This window comes from Proteiniborus sp. DW1 (assembly GCF_900095305.1).
Lineage (GTDB): Bacteria > Bacillota > Clostridia > Tissierellales > Proteiniboraceae > Proteiniborus.
The window spans coordinates 250,127-269,876 of record NZ_FMDO01000007.1 but is presented as its reverse complement, the minus strand read 5'-3'; the positions used below and the strand labels follow the sequence as shown (position 1 = coordinate 269,876).

Sequence of the window (19,750 nt, the reverse complement as noted above, 5' to 3'; positions counted from 1 at the left end):
TCTATTAATTATACTTTAAGACGTATTAATAGAATGGAAAGTTCCTTATGAAAGAGAGCATATTTACTTAAAAATAACTTTTTCGCTACTAAAGACAAAGTCCATATGGAACCGACATTCATTTCTTCCTCCAAATAAATTATTCATTCCTAATGCTATGTGATAAGTTCCTAGAGCCTTTTCATCAAATAAACTATGCCCAGTTAATTCTTTAATTCTTGGATTAAGTCCAATACCAAACTCACATAGAATCCTATGATTATCAGGTAAGGAAAATAAAAACTTTTCAAGTGGCTCTGCTGAGCATTTAACAAGTCTTCCTTCTATAAAAGTCATATGTACATTTTTATATATTTGCCCATTGAAAATGATTTGTGGAACAAATAGTTCACCATTACTTCCACTTTCTATAGGTGCAATATAGACCTCACCTGATGGAAAGTCACCACATCCATCATCTGCATACCAATGCCTCCCACTGATATCTAGTTTCAATGAGTATTCTTCTCCAGTAAATATCTCTATACTTTTTGCCTCCTTAATCCTCTCAATTTTATCTCTACATGCTTCTTTCAATTCCTTATAGTCTACAGCTAAAGCATTTAATAGTAAATGTCTATATATCTCGTATTCAATACCTGCTGTAGAAGCATTAGCTTCTGTAGGTATATTCAGCTGAATGTAGTATTTCTTATTGCTAACTAATGCATTAAATAACTCTCCTATATTTTTCCTAAACATAGGTATCTCTTCTTCTAATATTCCTTCTGGAAGACTTGGAGGGTACATGAATATATCTACAATATTCTTAAAAGAAGATAGAAATTCAAAATATTCTTTAGAAATATGATTATTGTTTCTGGCAAAATTAAGAATTACCTTTTCTAAAAACCTTTTTGAACATTGTTGTCTAAATGAAATTACTCCCTTTTTACTTAAAGTTTCTGAAATTAGTTCTAAAATCTCTATGTCTTCATTATCTCCCCAAAAATTCAGTAAAACTAAATCTCCCTTTTCAAAAGGAAGCCCCTCACAAATATTGGGGATTAAGTTAATAAACTCCATGCTAATACCTCCTGATTTTTTATTTTGATATATATCGAAATAATATTAACATATAATTTTTACAAAGGCAATCTATTTTTATAGTTATAGAAATAATTTTTGAAATTTATCTGCATAGTTATTGAAGTAATATTATTTTTGATATAGAATATCAATGAAAAGCAACTATACATATTTAGGAGGGAAAGTATGAAGGATATAAATTGGTTAATAGAATCTTATCTAGATTACCTAAAAAACAAGCAAAGCAATATAAGCCTTTCTATTGAAGATTTATCAAAAAATGACCGAGTAGATGAGGCTAACTTGGAAAAAATAAGACTCAATATAGTTGACATCTTTTCCAAGATGTTTAATATCAGTATGACTAATAACTGTGATGCTTTAAGAGAAAAATACTTAAGTTTTTTTGATAAAATAACTAATCCTTGGCATATAAATAAAATTAAGGCTAAAGAATTTGGAAAAGAGCAGGAAGCAATAATTGAAGACATTAAGATCCAAGAAGCAGAGGAACTAAAATCAAAATTTGTTAAATACTATAAGCAAATAGAAGCTAAGTAAAAGAGGTGATGTAGTTGGACTCCATAAAAATATTTAAATGCCTATCTGATAGTTCAAGATTGAATATAATAAATAGTCTAATGATAGAGCCTATGTATGTTGAGCTGTTAGCAGAAAGACTCAATCTCTCTACATCAACTGTATCCTTTCATCTTAAAAAATTGATGGAAGCAGGTATAGTCTCTTCAAAAAAAGAACAATACTATACAATCTATAGTCTAAATGAAGATTTATTTTCAAAGAAGCTAAAAGATTTGGTAAAGGATAATAGAAATGAAGAAGATGTATTAAATCAAAGAGAAGAAAAGTACAGGGACGGGGTTTTAAAATCATTCTTTCAATATGGCAAGTTAAAAGGAATACCAGTACAGAATAAAAAGAAACAGATCATATTAGAAAAAATTGTAGAAAGCTTTGAAAAAGATAGAAATTATACAGAAAAAGAAGTCAATCTGATTATTGCTGATTTTCATGATGATTTTTGCACAATAAGAAGGGATTTAGTAGGCTTCGGACTTATGGAAAGAAAGGACGGCATATATAGAAGAAAATCGGAATGATATACAAAAAGGGGAGAACTCTTCCTCCCCTAATCTTCTAGTATGCTTATACCTACCAGCTTCATTAAATACTTGGCATTTGTTGTAGTAGACTTTCCTTCTCTAAGCTTATAATCAAAGTAAATTTTATTATTTTTATAGTGTTCAGAAAAATTATAGTTCTTTATTCTATCATATTTATCTAGCTGACATAGTTCTAAATCATGGGTTGTTATGGCTCCAATTGCTCCTATTTCATTAAGATTTGCAAGGACATTTTTTGCTCCTAGTATTCTGTCAGCAGAATTAGTCCCCCTAAAAATCTCATCTATAAAGAAAATTAAATTATTATTTTTTTCAGCATGGGCAATGATTTCTTTAATTCTAAGAAGCTCTGCATAAAAAGTTGATATACCATTCTTCAAATCATCTGTCACTCTCATACATGTAAATATGTCCATTATTGCACAGGTCATTTCAGAAGCATATACAGGTGCACCACTATATGCTAATACTAAATTAATGCCTAGGGTTCTTAAGAAAGTAGTCTTCCCAGACATATTTGAGCCAGTGATTACAAAAATACTGTCATCTAGCTCTACATCATTTAGTACCCTATCCTTACTAGCTATAAGTGGGTGGCCTAGAGATATGGCTCTAACACTTAGTCTAGAATCATCTATGCTTGGAAAAGTCACACTTTCATCTATCTGTAGTGGAACACTAAGACTCATGAGACATTCTACCTTACCTATGGCCTCTATCCACTTTTTCACCTCCGCTCCATATTTATCTCTCCAATCCTCTAGTGAAAAAACACACTCATAATCCCACAACAATAACCCATTTAACAAAAAGTATATTAGATGGCTATGTTTCAAATTAATTCTTTGTGTAATCTTATCTATTTCCTTTATAGCTAATATCGATGAATTTTTCCCTTCAAATAAAATCTTTTTTATGTTGTTTAGCTTTTTAGATTTAAAATCTTCTTTTTCTATTTGCTCTAAAATATTTTTATAGGTTTCAAGGTTATAATTAAAACTTCCTACCGAACTTAAAATCATAATATTTTTAGAAAAACCTAGAAGCCATAATATGTAATGTAAAGCAATCAAGGACATAGCCAGTACATATAGTTTGTCAATTTTAAATATAAGAATTGCAAAAAATAAGGGTGTAGAAATTATGGGAAGAAAGCGTACCAGATTCCTTAACCTCTTTGAGTTTAATAGTGTTTCTTTGCTTTCTGCATACTTTATTAGTTTTTCAGGGTTTTGCAGCTTTTCACTATACTTACCTGATATGTATTCTACCTTTTGACAAAAATCTAATTTTTCACTTAGTTCTTTAACAGCTTCTTGTCTTTCAATTATTTCATTTTTATCATATCTAGCCTGTAATAAGGTATGAGCTAGCTTTTTTCTTCCATTCCAAGTATTAGTTATGTTAATAAGCTGAAATAAAGAACCTTTACCTACTACGTCTAAATCAAAAGAATACCTATGTTGTCGATCTATAAATTTTTCTCCTGTATCATTGAAATCAATCCAGCTCCCATCTACTCTAGCTATATATCTATTATTTATATCTACAATTCCCTTTGAAAACCTTAGTTTCTCTTTTATTGTATTGTGATATATTATCAAGCAGATAAATAATATAAATAAAATACTTCCTAATATTATATAGATTTTAGAAAAACCAGCTTTAATAGATGTGTATATAAAATATATAGCTAATAAAAAAGTAATAATTCTAGCGGTGCTAAGTAAGTTAGATATTTTATTATGCTTCTCTATATTTTCACTATGTTCTTGTATTCTTATATTAAACTTATCTTTAATCATAACCATCATCCTATTCTTATATTATTGAGTCTATAAAACTAAATAATCCCAAACATCCTCATTCCTATTAACATTATGGCCGCATCAGCTAGTATGTGTACTATCCACGAATTGATGAAGCTCCTTGATTTTGAATCTATGTAGTTAAAGATAACTCCTACTGAAACAAGCCCAAATATGGCTAGTGCTATAAGCCACGGATTAAACCAGTTCTTGAAAATACCTATATGATATATTGCAAATAAAACTGATGAAAATATATATGCCAACTTTTTATATCCAAGTACGAGTAAGTTCAAGAAAACAAAGCCTCTAAAGAAAAATTCTTCTAGAAAAGAGTTAATAAATGTTATATAAGAGGCTACAAAAAGGAAATTAGTTGGGTTTACCTTTGATTTGGTTTGTAGTTCATTGGCTATAGTATTTAAATCTATAACATCCCTTAGAATTAAATATGCTAACATGAGGACTACGAAGCATAATATGCCTAGTCCAGTTCCTATATATAATTCTTTTTTGTTTAGCTTTATTCGGTTCGATGATGATGTCCTGTTGATTGAGAAGCTATAAACATATGGGATTGCTATAAAAAAAGCTATTTTACTTAGAGTTTTAACTAAATAACTCATTACTAATACTTGTTCTATAAAATATAGTATAATGCAAGCTAATGTAGATGATGCAATTATAAAGTTCCTGCTTTTATCTTTCATAATTCACCTTCTTTTTAGATTTCAAATCCTTTTTAAATTAATATTATCAGCTATTACGCTAATCTTCAACAATACTAATTTGAAGTTCAAAAAGCTCCTAACCAATATTAGTTAGGAGCCCATATGTTTAATAGACATTTTATCAATAATCGGTCGTCATTATTTAAATAATATAAAGAAATAGCTCTATAGCTTACTTTTCTTTTATTATATTATCATATTTTAGCATTCCTAAAGGTGATAGTCTATTGCTAATGATACCGTCTTTCGTGCAGATTCCATTATGAGAATGGTATAGGGGAACACAAGGCGCATCTTCAAATAATATGCTTTGGATTTCCATGTATAACTCTAATCTTTTAATAGGATTGACAGTGTATTTTGCCATTTCAAGAAGCTTCATCATCTCAAGATTTTCATATCCAGTATAATTAGAAGAACTATCTGGTGCAAATAAAGGCTCAATAAATGAAGATGGTTCCATGGCATCTGCTACCCAACCGTAAATAAAAGCATCATATCCTTTTTGGAGATTCACTGATTGAGAGAACTCTTTATTGGATACTTGTTTATATTGGCAAGTTATACCTATGACCTCCAAGTCCTCTTCAATAAACTTCAGAGTAGGATTAATTGTTTCACCACAAAGGATAATAAAAGGTCTACTTAAATCTACTTTTTCTCTCCTAAGAATTTCTTTTGCTTTTTGAGGATTATAATCATAGCCTCTCACATGGTCAGTAGGGACTAAACCTTTTGGAATAACGCATTTTGCCTCAGCTGCAAGTCCACCTAGCATTTCATTAACTAATCTTCTCTTATTAATTGCATGATTGATAGCCTGTCTTACCCTTTTCTGTGTATAAGGGGAGTCTGTATTTTTAGTTTTAAAGCCTAAATAAAATATAGATAATAATTCTGTAGTTTTGAAGTTTTTATAGTACGGGGTATTCTTAATGGCTTCAAGGTCCTTTTTATTCTTCACAAGATAAAGATCATATTTTCCATCAATGAAGTTATTAATAGCATCTTTATCTTCACTTGTTATCTCTAACACATCACAATACGGTCTTCCTCCTAAATAATTTTCAAATGCCTCTAATCTATATAGATTACCCTTAGTCTCTACTAGTTTATAAGGACCACAACCTACTAAGTTACCTTTTTCTAGTTCCTCTGAATCCATTATTGCACAACAATATTGAGATATAGATAATAGAAAACCATTAAATGGTATAGTCAATTTAATAGATATACAATAATCATTTATAATTTTTATTCCACTTACCTCCCTAGCTTGTCCAGCCATAAACTCCTTAGCACCTTCTATATAATCTATAAACCAAGTATTTGGAGATTTTAATTTTGGAGAAAGCATTCTCTCTAATGAAAATTTTACATCCTTAGCACGAACTCTTTTTCCATTATGGAAGGTTGCATCATTTCTTAGATTAAATATCCAGGTTAAGTTGTCATCCTCTACATGCCAATTTTTTGCTAGAAGTGGTAGTACATCCCCTGAATCACTAGTAGCCAGTAGGCTAGCATGTATATTATTTAGGAATCTAATAGTTTCTACAGCATTTCCCACTGCTGGATCTAGTGTAGCTATTTCACCAAAATTGCATCTTAAAATTATTTTCTCTTTTTCCGTATGTACTGTTTCACTTAGTAATTCCATTGTTATATTATTAAGTAAATCAGAAACTCTTCCTAATGCTTCTAATGCAGCTTTTGTTGATTGAGTATTCATAAGGGCACTCTCTACCATAGACATGGCTTTGTCAGAAATTTTAGACATTTCATCCGTAGAAAGAACTATGGCTTCAAGACTAGTAGTCTGAACTGTTATTGCCCTATTTATTTCTCCTATGGTTTCAATCATTATCTTAATTGCTTCTTCAATCTTGATAAACGCGGAATTAGTTTTCTCTGCAATATTTGAACCCTCAATTATTTTTTCATTACTTTTTTCTATTGCGTTAATGGTTTTATTTACGTTAGTATTTATGTCATTAATAATTTCAGATATTTCATTTGCTGACTTTGCACTTCTATTGGCTAATTCTTTGACTTCATTTGCTACAACAGCAAACCCTCTACCTGCATCCCCTGCTCTAGCGGCTTCTATTGCAGCATTTAAGGCTAATAAGTTAGTTTGGCTGGCTATATCTTTTATTATATTTAAAATATTATCTATTTGAGCAGTACTGCCTTTAAGTCCGTTTATCTCTTCCATTACGGAAGATGTAGATTCATTTATTTCCTTCATTGCTTCAATTGTGTTATGTACGGCAATGCTACCCTCTTCTACCACCCCTAAGGTGTCCTGAGCAGTTTGATATGACATACTGGAGCTAGCATTTAGCTCCTCAGCCATAGCTGAATAATTACTGATTTCAGATACTACCTCCGAAATTGCCTTTGTCTGTTCCTCTACTCTTTTAGAAATTGCTTCAATAATATTGACTAGATTCTCTACTTGACTACTGGAATTTTCTATTCTTATGCCTAGTCTTTTAAGTAAATTTACTTCATTTTGCTTAATAAAGCTAAGCTTTGAAGATACTTTGTTTTTTTCTTCATTCGTAACTAGTCTAATTACATTTTCTTCCTTGTTTTTCTTCAAAATGTTTTTCCAAGTACTAATCAATAATATCCCCCCAAACCTTATAATCTTCCTATTACCCCAGTTTTTAACTATTTATTCTAGTTTATACTAGTTGCTACATAAATGCAAGATTTTCAACATCAAACCCTACTTTATTTCACCATAAATTTTCTGAGATTCTTTAATTTTCTATAAACATTCAAAAAATCTAGTTAGATTATAAAAAAATAAACTCCCCATATTAGGAGAGTTTATATATACTTTATTGAGACTACCTTATTTTTATCAACATAAAATTCATCACTAAGCCCATCCACTATAACAAGACCTCTTCCGCAGCATTTGAGCTCTAAAGGATTATAATCGTTTTTATCATATATAAATCCACAGCCTTCATCAACTACCTCAATTCTAATTCTTTTATCACGTATTTCTAAAAGCAACTTAATAAACTTATCAGAATCACAATTATTTCCATGTAATGCACTGTTTACTACAAGTTCATTTAATATAAGCCTAATATCAAATAATAGGGACTCGTCCTCAATTATTTTGCATAGGTCTTTTAATATATCTTCCATTGTTAGTTTAATATTAAATAAATCGCTTTTAATTGTCTGTCTTATTCTAAAATTCAAGGTAGATCCCTTCTATCTATATATAATGAAATACTGTATCTATAATGATTTTACCCCAAAAAAGTTTCTTTAATCAGTATAAGTTCTCTATTAGTGTATAGTTTAAAGAATAGCCGTTATTATTATACCATAATTTTTATTTTATTTGAAATTTTAATCAAAAAATTGTATAAATCTTTGTGAAAAAAGTATATAATATATAAAACCTATTAGGTTTAGAAATCTCTTTTTTGGGTATCATTAAATTGTACAATAAACATATATGAAAGGGGAATTATTATGGACAAATATGTATGTATACCATGTGGATATGTTTATGATCCAGCTGAGGGGGATCCAGACAATGGAATAGCTCCAGGAACTCCATTTGCAGAGTTGCCAGATGACTGGGTATGTCCAGTATGTGGAGCAGGAAAAGATGATTTTGAAATAGAAGAATAATTTAAACTACATAAGTACATAAACAACTGAGAAGGAATATTCTTTCTCAGTTGTTTTTTTATTTATATATAATAAAATAAAGCAATAAGGTAACAGAAAAAATGTTGAAAAATATAGATATGTAGTATAACATATTCTATGTGATTAGGAGGGAATGCAAATGAATATGCAGGTAGAAGCTGCAATTGATAAATTAAATAATATTTCTAAGGAATTAAATGATATATTTGTGGAAAGAGAGAGAGTTGTAGAAAACAGCATTAAGGCTTTAATAACTGGACAGGCTGTCTTATTAATAGGCCCCCCTGGGACTGCTAAAAGCGCCATGACTAATGCGCTGTGCTGTAGAATTGAAAATGCTAGATATTTTTCTTGGCTACTAAACAGAAGTTCTGACCCAGCAGAAATATTAGGTCCATTTAGTATTAAGGAAATGGAAAACGATAGATTTTTAAGAGTAACTAAAGGTAAACTGCCTGAATCAGAAATAGCCTTTCTTGATGAAGTATTTAAATGTAATGAGCCAACCTTAAATATATTGCTACCAATTATAAATGAAAAGCTATTCTACAATGATGGACAAGCAGTTGATGTACCTTTAATAACATTATTTGCAGCATCAAACGAGTTTCCTGAAGAGGATTCATTAATGGCGCTATATGACAGAATGATGTTTAGAATGTATGTTGATTATATAGGAGACATACAAAACAAAATGAAGATGTTTAATAACTTCTTAAACAAAAATAATAAAACTGATAAATATACTACTATATCCTTGGATGAGTTAAGGTTACTAAAAGAAGCTTTAGGAGAGGTAAAAATACCTGACTCTATTTTAAAAGAATATATTTCGCTAATAAATCTTCTTTATCAAAATGGAATTGTAATATCTGACAGAAGACAAAATGAATGCCTAAATGTTTTAAGAGCAACTGCACTATTGGACAAAAGATATGAAGTCATATTAACTGACCTTAAATCTCTTAGAGATGTTCTCTGGAGTAATTTAGACGATATTGAAAAAATAGATGAAATCCTAAAGGAGAAAATAGTATCTCCTTATCAAAAAGAATACAACAGTATTAAAAAGCAGTACAAGGAACTAGTCTCATCCACTGGAAGCATGAATGATACTAGGATAATTATTGAAATAAAAAATTCTCTTGAATACCTTTATGAAAAAGCTAATAGACTCTTAAAACAACCTGAACTAGTGGAGAAAGATACTAAGAATAAGTTGTCTATGCTGGAAAAAGAGATTAAAAATTATTTAGATACATTATCTAAACAAATTGATGATGATGACATGCTGATGTTTGGTGCATAGAAGCTTTAAGAGGGTGTAAAAATGGATACTTTACTCTGTAATGCTGTGGACTTTTTCGAATTAGATTTAGATATATATAATAATATATTTCAGAACTCACCTAGAATCATTGAAAATATGGAAAACTTTAAAAAGACAATTAGTACATCTGAAAAACTAAGCGAAGATATGTACCTGTCTTTGTTTAAGAAGAATATTGAATTAGAACCTATGGAAAGAATAAGTCCTGTATATTGGTTAAACTATATTATAATTAAAAAGCTATATGAAATAGATGAGTTTGAGGACTTAAAGGAAATCTGTACTTTGAACTTCTTCAAATCCATATTAGCTACAGATTTATTAAGCCAGGAGCTTATAAAAAGCTTTAAGGAACTTTCTATAAATAATAAGCCTTTTGGTATTAAGTTAGAAAATCATGAAAAATATATTGAGGAATATAGAAAGGAAAAAAGTTTAACAATAAAAAATACAAGTTCCTTAGAAACTATAAAAAATAAAATCTCAAACAATATTCATGAAATAGATAAATATATTTCAGATTATAACTTGATTTACACCAGTGTTTCTGAAACTTTAAAGAGTTTTTTAGCTACGTTTAAAACTATAGCTACATGGGGCTTTGATGACAACAGGTTGACCCCTACCTCTTATGAAGAAAAAATTGAAGTCAGTGCAAAGCTAAGAACATTAAGGAAAGTAAAGGATATTTCTGAAATGGCTGGTAGGTTCAAAGAATCTGCCTCTGAACTTCAAAGGAAAAAGGTAAAAGAGGAGGGTCTAGAGGTTTGTGGAGTTGAGCTAGGAGATGAAATACACAAGGTCTTACCTTCTGAAAAACTATTTCTAGCTAAGGAAAGTACTAAAAGAAGCTTCTATAAAAAGCTTAGCCAAAAAGAATTGCTGTCTTATAAATATAAAAATAACCGGGCGAAGTCTAAAGGTCCTATTATATGCTGTATAGATACATCTGGGTCTATGGAAGGTGAACGTGAGGTTTGGTCAAAGTCTGTGGCCATATCACTTTTAGATATAGCCATTAAGCAAAAAAGGGAATTTGTTGCAGTTATGTTCTCTAATAAGGTCTATAAAGTCCTTGAATTCACAAAGCATAGAATAGAACCTAGTAAGCTATATGAACTAGCTACCTTCTTCTATGGAAGTGGGACCAACTTCATAGAGCCCTTGGAAAAATCTATTGAGCTTATAAGCAGCGCTAGATATAAATATGCAGATATAGTCTTTATAACCGATGGAAAGGCATATATCGATCCAGAATTTGTTGAAAGATTTAAGCTGGTAAAAGAAAAAAAAGAATTTAGAATGATAACTGTAAATGTAGCAGATGAAATTGAAGAAGGTTTAAATGAACTTAACGATATTCAAATACTTTTAAGTGCTCTGACTGATGAAGAAATTGAAGAGGCTAATAATACCTTGTTTGCGATTTGAATCTGACTTAATAATAAAGAAAAAATAAAGAAAACCTGAGGAAATTACTCTTCCTCAGGCTGTATATCATCTTCATCTATACTCTCTTCATGTAGCTCCAAGATACTCTCTATAGTCCCCCACACCTTATCAACATTCAATTTCTTAGCTGCTGAAAAAGGTATGATTAAATCTGTACTCGCCACTTCAAGACTTTTCTTGATTATACTTGTGTGTTTTTGCCATTGCCCCTTTGATATTTTGTCTGCCTTCGTGGCTATAATGTAGCCTTTGTATCCAAAGGATTTTATCCAATCATACATCATCTTGTCGTGTTCTCCAGGCTCGTGTCTTATGTCTATAAGAAGTACTACTTCCTTAAGACTTTCCCTAGTAGTCAGATATTTCTCTATCATATCTGCCCATCTTTGTCTTTCAGTCATAGATACCTTTGCATATCCATATCCTGGCAAATCTACTATTCTAAACTCACCATTTATATTGTAGAAGTTTATAGTTTGAGTCTTTCCTGGCTGACCACTAGTTCTGGCAAAATTGTTTCTATTAATCAGAGTATTTATTAAAGAAGATTTTCCTACATTTGATCTACCTGCCAGTGCAATTTCCGTCAGCCCTTCTTCTGGATATTGAATAGGCTTTGCTGCTACTGACTCTAATTCTACTTTTCTAATTTTCATTATTATCATCCTCTTTGACTAAGGCATGGCTTAGAACTTCATCCATAGATTTAACAAATACGAACTCCATTTTTCTCCTAACCTTATCTGGAATTTCTTCTGCGTCTTTTTTATTGTCTATTGGTAGAAGTACCTTTTTAATGCCTGCTCTATTGGCTGCTAGTACCTTTTCCTTTACTCCGCCTATAGGAAGTACTCTTCCTCTTAGTGTAATCTCTCCAGTCATGGCGACATTCCTGTTTACTGGCACATTAGAAAGGGCAGAAATAACAGCTGTTGCTATGGTAATACCTGCAGAAGGACCATCTTTTGGAATAGCTCCCTCTGGTACATGTATGTGAATATCCTTATCTTTATAGAAATTTTCATCTATATTAAATTCCTGAGTCTTTGACCTTATATAGCTGATTCCAGCCATAGCTGATTCCTTCATTACATCGCCTAGCTGGCCTGTAAGCTGAAACTTTCCAGTTCCAGGCATTGGTGTAACTTCTATTGATAGAGTCTCTCCTCCTACTGCAGTCCAAGCTAAGCCTGTAGCTATACCTACTTGATGCTCCTCCTGAGCCTTTTCATGCCTATATCTTGGAATTCCTAGATATTTTTCTAAGTTTCCACTATTGATTCTCACTGTCTTTACTTTATCTTCTACTATCTTTTTAGCAGCCTTTCTACATAAACTGGCTATATTCCTTTCAAGGTTTCTTACTCCAGATTCTCCTGTATATTTATTTATTATATCTCTTATGGTATTTTCAGATATATGAATATTTTCCTTCTTTAAACCATGCTCTTTCATTTGCTTAGGTAGTAAATATCTAAGAGCAATCTGAAGCTTTTCCTCCTCTGTATATCCTGATATCCTAATTACTTCCATTCTGTCTAAAAGTGGTCCGGGTATGGAAGCAGTAGTATTAGCTGTAGTTATGAACATCACCTTTGAAAGATCAAATGGGGCTTCTAGAAAATGGTCTGTAAATGTACTGTTTTGTTCTGGATCTAATACTTCAAGTAGTGCTGAAGCTGGATCTCCTCTAAAATCGCTGCTTAATTTATCTATCTCATCAAAAAGGAATACAGGATTTTTTGAACCAACCTTTTTTATAGATGATATTATTCTACCTGGAATAGCACCTACATAAGTCCTTCTATGGCCTCTTATTTCTGCTTCATCTCTTACTCCACCTAAGGACATTCTAACAAATTTTCTATTAAGAGAACTTGCAATAGACTTAGCAATAGATGTTTTACCTACTCCTGGAGGTCCTACTAGGCAAAGTATAGGACCTTTTATTCCCTTGGCTAGCTTTCTAACTGCTAAGTACTCTAATATTCTTTCTTTAACATCCTCAAGTCCATAGTGGTCTGCATCTAATATTTCTCTTGATTTCTTAATATCTATTCTATCCTTAGTTTCCTTATCCCAAGGCAATTCCACAATCCAATCGAGATAAGTTCTGATAACACCTGATTCGGCAGATGAAGATGACATTTTAAGTAGTCTATCAACCTCTTTAAGAGCCTTTTCCTTCACTTCTTCAGGCATTTTCAGCTCTTCAATTTTCTCCCTATATCTATCAACTTCTTCTATAAGCTCATCATCTTCTCCAAGTTCGTACTGTATAGCCTTTAGCTGCTCTCTTAGGTAATATTCCTTTTGGACTTTATTTATCTGTTTTTTTACTCTTTGGCTTATCTTTTCCTCTAGCTTTAATATTTCTATTTCTTCCCTTAAAATAACCTGCAATGTTTCCAAACGTTTATATGGATGGAATGCTTCTAGTATTTTTTGCTTATTTTCAAGCGTTAAAAAAATATAGGATGTAATTACATCTGCTAGTCTACCTGGTTCCTCTATTTTTGACACATTTACTAGAGCCTCTGTGGACACTCTGTTTCCAATACTTATATAGTCTTCAAATGAATTAATTACCATTCTCATAAGAGCTTCTATTTTTTTGTCTTTGATAATTTCTTCATCATAGATTAGTTCTTCTATCTCTACTTGGAAATACGGCTCTTCCATAATAACATCAGTAACTCTTGCTCTGTTAATCCCCTCTACTAGCACTCTTATATTATCTCCCGGAAGCTTTAATAACTGCTTTATCTTGCAAACCGTTCCAACATGATAGAAATCATTAGGTCCTGGTATATCTACTTCAGCTTCTTTTTGAGCCGTTAAAAATATTAGTGAATCATTAACCATTGATTCTTCTAAAGCATTTACTGACTTATCCCTACCTACATCAAAGTGAACGACCATATATGGAAATATTGCTAGCCCCCTTAGGGGTATCAATGGTATAGTTCTTTTTTCTACTTTATAATTATCTTTTCCCATGTGCTCAACTCCTTCTGTTCCAATGTTTGCCTATAGCTATCTATTAATAGTTACTTCCATTAGTCTTTATTATTAAAGCTAATATAAATGTTACCCTAAATATTGGTCTGTAGTCAACCTTGTTTTATTATTCTAACCTTTTACTCTCACATATATATGCTGTATTCTAAAAATTTTATATCTCATCCTTATATGGCAGCGAGCTTTGAGCACCAACTCTGGTGACTGTAATAGCCGCTGCTCTTACAGCATTTTGAACAGCATTATTTTTATTTGCTCCACTTCCCAGAGATGTAACAAAAGTCCCAACAAATGAATCTCCCGCTGCTGTTGTATCTATGGCATTGACCTTTAGAGCAGGTATATGCTTTATTTCATCCTCTTCGTTAAACAACACACCTTTTTCCCCTATAGTTATTAAAACATTTTTAAATCCTATTTCAATTAACTTTTCCACTAGCTTTGAATAATCCTCTTCGTCTGTTTCTGCAATCTGCTTTGCTTCTATTTCGTTTACTATTAAATAATCTATATATTTGAAGATGCTTTTATCAAAGCTTTGTACTGGTGCAGGATTGAATATTATTGTCTTGCCCCTTTTTTTACCTTCTATTATACATTCTATTACGGTCTCTAAAGGGATTTCTAGTTGTAATACTATAATATCACACCAATCTATTAGTTCCATATTTGCATATAGATTTTCAACTTGAACCATTAAATTAGCTCCTGGTACAACTATTATGGAATTATTTGCTTTCCCATCTACTATAATACTTGCTATACCTGTAGGTAAATTTTTAACCTTAGCAATTCCACTTATATCTATGCCTTCATTTCCCAATGTCTCTATAAGCCTCTCTCCATAAATATCCTCACCTACAGTGCCTATAAATGCTACCTCTGCCCCCATTCTAGCAGCTGCAACAGCTTGGTTTGCTCCCTTCCCACCAGGTATCATTTTGAAATCTTCTCCAATTATGGTCTCACCTATGGTTGGTGTTCTTTTTGCAATAGTTACTAAATCCATATTTATACTTCCTACAACTAAGATTTTAGGTTTTATGGTCATTCTTTATCCACTCCTATATGGAATAATTGTACAGATAATTTTACAGATTCGACAGTATTAAGTTTTTTCCTCTTTTCTAGGTTACTGAGCCATTGCACTTTATTTAATATAGTAGCTTTCGAAAAGTTTGGTTGAGTCATAAAATAAATTTAATTGTATTAATAAATTCACTTATCCAAATAATAAGCCTAGGATTCTATTAAGTAATAATAATATATTTATGAAAAAAATATATTATATGGGTATGTATATTATACACAAACAAGCCAATTATGAAATTAGTATAAAACGCCTAGTTTACTTCTTGATTTTATCACAATATTTGCTTGCATATTCGGATAATATTATATATAATTATCTCGATTTTGATAAATATATTAAAGAAAGGTTGCTGATGGTAGGGTTGAAAGAGAATAAAATAACACTTTATGGTTTTAATAATCTTACAAAAACACTTAGTTTTAATATCTATGATGTTTGTTATGCAAAGACGGAAAAGGATAAGCAGGATTATATTGCTTATATTGATGAACAGTACAATTCTGACCGCCTTACTAAAATTTTATGTGATGTAACTGAAATTATAGGGGCGCATGTGCTTAATATTTCAAAACAGGATTATGAACCTCAGGGAGCTAGTGTTACTATTCTCATAACTGAGGAGGCTATTCCAGTTCACGTAATTGACCCAAGCTGTAATAAAGGAAATTTAAATTGTGTTGCTTTAAGAGATAGTGTTGTAGGGCACTTAGATAAGAGTCATGTGACTGTACATACCTACCCAGAGTTTCACCCTGATAACGAAATTACCACATTCAGAGTTGATATAGATGTCTCTACCTGTGGTACAATTTCTCCTTTAAACGCTTTAAATTATCTTATATCAAGCTTTGATTCTGACGTCATAACTATTGACTACAGAGTTAGAGGCTTCACAAGAGACGTGGAAGGAAATAAATATTATATAGATCATGATATTAATTCTATACAAAATTATATAGATAAAGAAACTTTAAATAAATATGATGCAATTGATGTTAATGTTTATCAATCAAATATATTTCACACTAAGATGATGCTAAGCGAAATAAACTTAAGCGATTATCTGTTTAATAAAGATGTTCGTGAACTTTCACCTAATGAACGTCGCGAAATCAGAGATAAAATTTCTCGTGAAATGATTGAAATATATTACGGAATGAATATTTACAGATAATTTTTTAGGGGTGATAAAATGGACAAAATTAAACATGAAGCTGCACCAATACATGATGCTCTAATTGACTACAGGAATACGAAAATTGTCTCCTTTGATGTTCCAGGTCATAAACAAGGAAAAGGTAATACTATGCTTAAAAACTTTTTAGGAGATAAATGTCTTTCTGTAGATGTTAACTCAATGAAGCCATTAGACAATCTAACTCACCCCACATCTGTTATTAAAGAGGCAGAAGAGCTAGCTGCAGATGCTTTTAAATGTGATAAAGCATTTTTTATGGTAAATGGCACATCTTCAGCAGTACAGACCATGATAATGAGTGCTTGCAAAGAAGGTGAAAAAATTATAATGCCTAGGAATGTTCATAAAAGTGCCATTAATGCTGTAATACTTAATGGTGCTATACCTGTGTATGTGAGCCCTGGAATCAATAAAGAATTAGGTATTCCACTAGGCATGTCTGTTAAGGATGTAGAAAAAGCAATAATTGAAAATCCAGATGCTAAAGCAGTTTTTGTCAACAATCCAACATATTATGGTATTTGCTCAGACTTAAAGAGTATAATTGAGCTTGCTCATAAACATAATATGCTTGTGCTAGCAGATGAAGCACATGGAACACATTTTTACTTTGGCGAAAATCTTCCACCTGCTGCTATGCATTTAGGTGCAGATATGGCTGCTGTAAGCGTTCATAAAACTGGAGGCTCCCTAACCCAAAGTTCTTTGCTGTTAGCAAATACAGAAAGAATAAATCCTGGCTATATTAGGACCATTATAAACCTAACTCAAACTACAAGTGCTTCTTACCTTTTACTATCCTCTTTAGATATTGCTAGAAAAAACCTAGCCTTAAACGGTAAGGAAATATTTGCAAGGGTATTAGAGCTTTCAGAATATGCTAGAAAAGAGATAAATTCAGTTGGTGGATATTATGCATTTTCAGAGGAAATCATAAATGGTGATAGTACCTATGCCTTTGATAAAACTAAGCTTAGTGTAAATACGTTAAACATAGGCCTTGCTGGCATCGAAGTATACGATATGTTACGTGATGACTATTCTATACAGCTAGAGTTTGGAGATTTAGCTAATTTCCTTGCTATTATCTCAGTAGGTGATAGTTATTTTGCTATTGAAAGATTAGTATCTGCTCTTGCAGAAATAAAGAGAACTAATAAAAAAGATAAATCTAATATGATTGAACATGAGTATATTACACCAGTGGTAAAGATTTCTCCTAAAACAGCATTCTATGCTAATAAGAAGAAGGTAAAGCTATCAGAAAGCATTGGTGAAATCAGTGGTGAATCTATTATGTGCTATCCACCTGGAATACCGATATTGGCACCCGGAGAGATGATAACAAGGGAATCTGTAGATTATATTTTATACTCAAAAGAAAAAGGCTGTCTCGTAACAGGAATGGAAGATATGAAACTAGGTTATATAAATGTTTTAGATATTTAGGGAGGTGTAATTGATGGAATTATGGTATACAGAAGAGCATACAGATAGTGTTAGGTTTTCAATAAAGGTAAAGAAGCAAATATACAGCGCTGAAAGTCCATTTCAACAAATAGATATATTTGACTCTGATGAATTTGGTAGATTTCTCACTCTTGATGGTTTGATGATGGCAACGGAAAAAGATGAATTCATCTATCACGATATGATTGTCCATGTACCTATGGCAGTAAAGCCTGATATCAAAAGGGTACTTGTAATAGGTGCAGGCGACGGCGGAACAGTTAGAGAGCTCACTCGTTATGACTCAATCGAAAAAATAGATATGGTTGAAATAGATAAAATGGTAGTAGAGGTTTGTAAGGAACATATGCCTCAAACTGCTGCTAAACTTGATGATCCGAGAGTCACATTGTATTTTGAAGATGGACTAAAATTTGTACGCTCTAAGGAAAATGAATATGACCTTATTATTGTAGATTCTACAGATCCAATTGGTCCTGGAGAAGGGTTATTTACTAAAGAATTCTATGGGAATTGCTATAAGGCGTTAAATGATGAAGGTATCTTAGTAAACCAGCATGAAAGCCCATATTATAAGGAATATGCTAACTCAATGAAAAGAGCACATAAGAGAATAAGAGAGCTTTTCCCTATATGTAGGGTTTATCAGGCTCATATACCAACATATCCATCTGGTCACTGGCTTTTTGGATTTGCTTCAAAGAAGGTAGACCCTGTGGCTGACCTAGATGCTGATAGATGGAATTCTCTAGGCATTAAAACAAAATACTACAACACAGAGCTACATAAGGGTTCTTTTGCATTGCCAAACTACGTAAAGGAAATGATTGACTATGAAAACAAATAAAAATGTTCAAAATCTAATTGGCTGTGATAAAACGTATGATGAAGCAAATATAGTTGTTTTCGGTGCTCCTTATGATGGAACTACTTCATATAGACCTGGAACTAGATTTGCAGCTAAGGTAATGAGAGCAGAAAGTGTTCTAGGCTTTGAATCTTATAGTCCATATCAGGATAAGGACTTAACTGAAATAGCAGTATGTGATTATGGAGATTTAGTACTTCCATATGGAGGTCCCGAGTTAATATTAGATATAATCTCAGATTTCACTAGGGATGTTCTATCTGATGAAAAGATACCTGTTATGATAGGTGGAGAACATTTAGTTACCTTGGGAACAGTAAGAGCTTTGGTAGAAAAATATCCTGATTTACATGTTATCCATTTTGATGCTCATACTGACTTACGTCATGAGTTTTTCGGTAGGGAATTATCTCATGCAACTGTAATGAGAAGAGTTTGGGATCTTGTAGGAGATGGGAAGATATTCCAGATGGGTATACGTTCTGGTGATAGATCTGAATTTGAATGGGCTAAGGAACATTTGCATCAATGCAGATATAATTGTGATACAATAGATTATATTATAGAGCAAACTAAAGGAAAACCAGTTTATGTAACCATTGACCTAGATGTATTAGACCCTTCTGTTTTCCCTGGAACAGGAACTCCTGAGCCAGGTGGAGTAGATTTCAAAACTCTTTTAGACTGTATCTTAAAAATGTCTGAATTAAATATAGTAGGTGCAGATATTAATGAACTATCTCCTCACTATGACCCAAGTGGTTCTTCAACTGCTGTGGCTATAAAGACGCTGAGAGAGTTGTTATTAGTAGTGCATAAATAAATATCTACTTCTTGAGATCCTTTGCCAAGGCTCAGGATGACAAAAATGTCGAG

17 protein-coding genes are annotated in these 19,750 nt (G+C 31.9%); 9 read left to right on the top strand and 8 right to left on the bottom strand.

The window, feature by feature from the left end; translation table 11 throughout:
• Nucleotides 1-63: 63 nt before the first annotated feature.
• A complete protein-coding gene (locus DW1_RS02575; RefSeq protein ID WP_074349059.1) occupies nucleotides 64-1,065 on the bottom strand; it encodes an aminopeptidase in 1,002 nt (333 codons plus the stop codon).
• Between the two features lie 189 nt (nucleotides 1,066-1,254).
• Here DW1_RS02575 and DW1_RS02570 point away from each other — a divergent pair, with 189 nt between their 5' ends.
• Complete coding sequence (locus DW1_RS02570; protein WP_074349058.1) at nucleotides 1,255-1,629, top strand: hypothetical protein; 375 nt, start codon at nucleotides 1,255-1,257, stop codon at nucleotides 1,627-1,629.
• A gap of 14 nt (nucleotides 1,630-1,643) precedes the next feature.
• Entirely contained in the window at nucleotides 1,644-2,189 is a 546-nt protein-coding gene (locus DW1_RS02565; protein WP_074349057.1) for a DUF2087 domain-containing protein, read from the top strand.
• Nucleotides 2,190-2,218: 29 nt separating this feature from the next.
• Here DW1_RS02565 and DW1_RS02560 read toward each other — a convergent pair whose 3' ends face one another.
• The 4 genes from DW1_RS02560 to DW1_RS02545 form a co-directional block, all read right to left on the bottom strand.
• Entirely contained in the window at nucleotides 2,219-4,018 is a 1,800-nt protein-coding gene (locus DW1_RS02560; protein WP_074349056.1) for a MutS family DNA mismatch repair protein, read from the bottom strand.
• 38 nt (nucleotides 4,019-4,056) lie between these two features.
• Nucleotides 4,057-4,731 (bottom strand): CPBP family intramembrane glutamic endopeptidase, encoded by a 675-nt coding sequence (locus tag DW1_RS02555; protein WP_074349055.1) that lies wholly within the window; start codon nucleotides 4,729-4,731, stop codon nucleotides 4,057-4,059.
• A 193-nt stretch (nucleotides 4,732-4,924) separates the two neighbouring features.
• Nucleotides 4,925-7,384, bottom strand: coding sequence for an ABC transporter substrate-binding protein (locus tag DW1_RS15875; protein WP_083605482.1), 2,460 nt, complete (start codon nucleotides 7,382-7,384; stop codon nucleotides 4,925-4,927).
• 209 nt (nucleotides 7,385-7,593) lie between these two features.
• Nucleotides 7,594-7,980, bottom strand: coding sequence for an ATP-binding protein (locus tag DW1_RS02545; RefSeq protein WP_074349054.1), 387 nt, complete (start codon nucleotides 7,978-7,980; stop codon nucleotides 7,594-7,596).
• Nucleotides 7,981-8,259: 279 nt separating this feature from the next.
• On the opposite strand from DW1_RS02545, the gene rd reads away from it, so the two are divergent.
• The 3 genes from rd (at nucleotide 8,260) to DW1_RS02530 (ending at nucleotide 11,203) form a co-directional block, all read left to right on the top strand.
• Entirely contained in the window at nucleotides 8,260-8,421 is a 162-nt protein-coding gene (rd, locus tag DW1_RS02540; RefSeq protein ID WP_074349053.1) for a rubredoxin, read from the top strand.
• A 160-nt stretch (nucleotides 8,422-8,581) separates the two neighbouring features.
• Complete coding sequence (locus DW1_RS02535) at nucleotides 8,582-9,751, top strand: AAA family ATPase (protein ID WP_074349052.1); 1,170 nt, start codon at nucleotides 8,582-8,584, stop codon at nucleotides 9,749-9,751.
• 21 nt (nucleotides 9,752-9,772) lie between these two features.
• Complete coding sequence (locus tag DW1_RS02530) at nucleotides 9,773-11,203, top strand: hypothetical protein (protein ID WP_074349051.1); 1,431 nt, start codon at nucleotides 9,773-9,775, stop codon at nucleotides 11,201-11,203.
• Nucleotides 11,204-11,247: 44 nt separating this feature from the next.
• On the opposite strand, the gene yihA is transcribed toward DW1_RS02530, so the two are convergent.
• From yihA to rbsK, 3 genes are all read right to left on the bottom strand, one after another.
• The gene (gene yihA, locus DW1_RS02525; RefSeq protein ID WP_074349050.1) at nucleotides 11,248-11,880 is read right to left on the bottom strand and encodes a ribosome biogenesis GTP-binding protein YihA/YsxC; all 633 of its coding nucleotides are present in this window, start codon (nucleotides 11,878-11,880) and stop codon (nucleotides 11,248-11,250) included.
• Nucleotides 11,870-14,224 carry an endopeptidase La gene (gene lon / locus DW1_RS02520; RefSeq protein ID WP_074349049.1) on the bottom strand — a complete coding sequence of 785 codons (2,355 nt, stop codon included), beginning with the start codon at nucleotides 14,222-14,224 and terminating at the stop codon, nucleotides 11,870-11,872. The genes yihA and lon overlap by 11 nt, the downstream gene beginning before the upstream one ends.
• A gap of 175 nt (nucleotides 14,225-14,399) precedes the next feature.
• On the bottom strand, nucleotides 14,400-15,296 hold the full coding sequence (rbsK, locus tag DW1_RS02515; protein ID WP_074349048.1) for a ribokinase: 897 nt from the start codon (nucleotides 15,294-15,296) through the stop codon (nucleotides 14,400-14,402).
• Nucleotides 15,297-15,690: 394 nt separating this feature from the next.
• On the opposite strand from rbsK, the gene speD reads away from it, so the two are divergent.
• From speD to speB, 4 genes are read left to right on the top strand one after another with little or no spacing between them, the layout of a single operon-like run.
• Nucleotides 15,691-16,512, top strand: a complete 822-nt coding sequence (gene speD / locus DW1_RS02510; RefSeq protein ID WP_074349047.1) for an adenosylmethionine decarboxylase — start codon at nucleotides 15,691-15,693, stop codon at nucleotides 16,510-16,512.
• A gap of 18 nt (nucleotides 16,513-16,530) precedes the next feature.
• Nucleotides 16,531-17,985, top strand: a complete 1,455-nt coding sequence (locus DW1_RS02505; protein ID WP_074349046.1) for an aminotransferase class I/II-fold pyridoxal phosphate-dependent enzyme — start codon at nucleotides 16,531-16,533, stop codon at nucleotides 17,983-17,985.
• 13 nt (nucleotides 17,986-17,998) lie between these two features.
• Entirely contained in the window at nucleotides 17,999-18,853 is an 855-nt protein-coding gene (gene speE, locus DW1_RS02500) for a polyamine aminopropyltransferase (protein WP_074349045.1), read from the top strand.
• Nucleotides 18,840-19,697: an agmatinase gene (speB, locus tag DW1_RS02495; RefSeq protein ID WP_074349044.1), complete on the top strand. Its 858-nt coding sequence runs from the start codon at nucleotides 18,840-18,842 to the stop codon at nucleotides 19,695-19,697. Before speE ends, speB begins: the two co-directional genes overlap by 14 nt.
• Nucleotides 19,698-19,750: the final 53 nt, after the last annotated feature.

What these genes read in the sequence shown, in the direction of transcription:
- rd (WP_074349053.1), top strand. Translation starts at nt 8,260, where the DNA reads ATGGACAAATATGTATGTATACCATGTGGATATGTTTATGATCCAGCT.
- DW1_RS02560 (WP_074349056.1), bottom strand. Translation starts at nt 4,018, where the DNA reads ATGATTAAAGATAAGTTTAATATAAGAATACAAGAACATAGTGAAAAT.
- DW1_RS02570 (WP_074349058.1), top strand. Translation starts at nt 1,255, where the DNA reads ATGAAGGATATAAATTGGTTAATAGAATCTTATCTAGATTACCTAAAA.
- speB (WP_074349044.1), top strand. Translation starts at nt 18,840, where the DNA reads ATGAAAACAAATAAAAATGTTCAAAATCTAATTGGCTGTGATAAAACG.
- DW1_RS02575 (WP_074349059.1), bottom strand. Translation starts at nt 1,065, where the DNA reads ATGGAGTTTATTAACTTAATCCCCAATATTTGTGAGGGGCTTCCTTTT.
- speE (WP_074349045.1), top strand. Translation starts at nt 17,999, where the DNA reads ATGGAATTATGGTATACAGAAGAGCATACAGATAGTGTTAGGTTTTCA.
- DW1_RS02535 (WP_074349052.1), top strand. Translation starts at nt 8,582, where the DNA reads ATGAATATGCAGGTAGAAGCTGCAATTGATAAATTAAATAATATTTCT.
- yihA (WP_074349050.1), bottom strand. Translation starts at nt 11,880, where the DNA reads ATGAAAATTAGAAAAGTAGAATTAGAGTCAGTAGCAGCAAAGCCTATT.
- rbsK (WP_074349048.1), bottom strand. Translation starts at nt 15,296, where the DNA reads ATGACCATAAAACCTAAAATCTTAGTTGTAGGAAGTATAAATATGGAT.
- speD (WP_074349047.1), top strand. Translation starts at nt 15,691, where the DNA reads ATGGTAGGGTTGAAAGAGAATAAAATAACACTTTATGGTTTTAATAAT.
- DW1_RS02555 (WP_074349055.1), bottom strand. Translation starts at nt 4,731, where the DNA reads ATGAAAGATAAAAGCAGGAACTTTATAATTGCATCATCTACATTAGCT.
- DW1_RS02505 (WP_074349046.1), top strand. Translation starts at nt 16,531, where the DNA reads ATGGACAAAATTAAACATGAAGCTGCACCAATACATGATGCTCTAATT.
- DW1_RS02530 (WP_074349051.1), top strand. Translation starts at nt 9,773, where the DNA reads ATGGATACTTTACTCTGTAATGCTGTGGACTTTTTCGAATTAGATTTA.
- lon (WP_074349049.1), bottom strand. Translation starts at nt 14,224, where the DNA reads ATGGGAAAAGATAATTATAAAGTAGAAAAAAGAACTATACCATTGATA.